The organism is Aeromonas sp. ZOR0002, from assembly GCF_963866995.1.
GTDB lineage: Bacteria > Pseudomonadota > Gammaproteobacteria > Enterobacterales > Aeromonadaceae > Aeromonas > Aeromonas caviae.
This window is the reverse complement of the sequence record NZ_CAWMFQ010000238.1, coordinates 1-1,803: the sequence shown is the minus strand read 5'-3', so window position 1 is coordinate 1,803 and position 1,803 is coordinate 1. Positions and strand designations below refer to the sequence as shown.

The 1,803-nt window shown below is 64.2% G+C and carries 1 protein-coding gene; it reads right to left on the bottom strand.

Annotated features, from left to right (window positions below; genetic code table 11):
- Window positions 1-182 precede the first annotated feature (182 nt).
- A partial coding sequence (locus tag AACR77_RS13335) for a DNA polymerase II (protein ID WP_042882075.1) occupies window positions 183-1,803 on the bottom strand: 1,621 nt, incomplete at its 5' end.

Below are 1,803 nucleotides of genomic sequence, written 5' to 3'. Positions count from 1 at the left end.
ACATGGTGGGGGTCGGTGGTTCGAATCCACTAGGACGCACCAGATTTGAAAAGCCCGCTTGATAGCGGGCTTTTTGCATTGGTCGGCTCTGACCCCCGCTCTTTCCCGTCATCTGCCTCCTGTCCCCTCTGGCCCGCGGGCCGCCATTGTCGTGCCATGGCCGCCGCGTTTACCTCGCGTTGTCAGAAGAGATCGAGCTGCTGGCCGCAGATCCGCTCGAACGACTCCCCCACAAAGGGAAGGATGGCGTCGGCGATGGGCCTGAGCTGCTTGTCGATGTAGTGCTCGTAGTCGACGGCGCTGCGCCGGTACTCCAAAGGCTCGGGGCCGTTCAGGGTCATCAGGTAGGCGATGGTGCCCCTGTGCTGATAGCGCTGGGGCAGGCCGCGGCGCAGATTCTCCTCGTCCGCCAGGCGCGCCGCCCGCACATGGGGCGGCACGTTCTTCTGATACTCCTCGAGTTTCTGGCGCAGCCGCTTGCGGTAGATGAGCAGATCGTCGTGACGGCCGGCCCGGGTCTCGTCCACCATGGTGCGCACATAGCTGTTGGGATCCTGGTCGTGGAACACCATTTCGTAGAGCCGGGTCTGGAATGCCTTGGCAAGGGGTGTCCAGTCGGTGCGCACCGTCTCCAGCCCCTTGAACACCAGGTGCTCCCCTTCCCCTTCGCCCACCAGTCCCGCATAGCGTTTCTTGCTTCCCTTCTCTAGCCCGCGAATGGTGGGCATCAGGAATCGGCGGTAGTGGGTCTCGAACTGGATCTCCAGATGGCTCGGCAGGTCGAACTCCCGCCTGATCAGCGCGGCCCAGTTGTCGTTGATCATCTTCGCCAGTCGCTGGCCAATCTCGTCCGCCTGTTCGAGACGGATATCGCTCCCCAGGTGCACGAAGGTGGAATCGGTGTCCCCATAGATCACCTCGAACCCTTCTGCCTCTATCCACTCCCGGGTCTGCTGCATGATGCCGTGGCCCCGCAAGGTGATGGAGGAGGCGAGCCTCGGGTCGTAGAAGCGGCAACCCCCCGACCCCAGCACCCCGTAGAAGGAGTTCATGATGATCTTGATGGCCTGGGAGAGGGCCTTGTTACTGGCGGCCTTGGCCCGATCCCGCGCCGCCCACAGGGTGGCGATGAGATCCGGCAGGAAGTGGCGGGTTCGGGAGAACAGGGCGCCGCGAAAGCCTGGAATGGCGCTATCCGGGTGTTTGAGCCCCTCCACCAGCCCCATGGGGTCGATGCAGAAGGTGCGGATGATGCTGGGATAGAGGCTCTTGAAGTCGAGCACCAGCACGTGGCGATAGAGCCCCGGCTTGGAGTCCATCACATAGCCGCCGGGGCTTGCGAGCCCGCCGTCTGCCGGCAGGTTGGGCGCCACATAGCCACCGCGGTGCAGCCGTGGTAGATAGAGGTTGGTGAACGCCGCCACCGACCCGCCCACCCGGTCGAGCTCAAGACCGGTGAGAGAGGCACGCTCGATGGCAAAGGGGATGAGGTGGCAGAAATCGAAGATCTCCCACACCAGCCTGCAATCTTCCAGGTTGTAGCGGGCCAGCGCCTCCTTGTCGGAGTGGAACAGCTCGGTGATCTTCTCCCCCCGGTTGGCCACGTCCTCGATGTCCTTGCCCCGCCCGAGCAGCTCGCTCGCCACCGCATCCAGGCTGTAGCTCGGGAACTGCCAGGTGGCGCTCTTGAGGGTATCGATGCCGTCCAGCACCATGCGCCCCGGGATGATGACGTTGCCGCTCTGGGGGTCGTTTCGGGACGAGCGCCAGAAGCAGAGCTCCCGCCCGCGCCCGAGCCGCAGC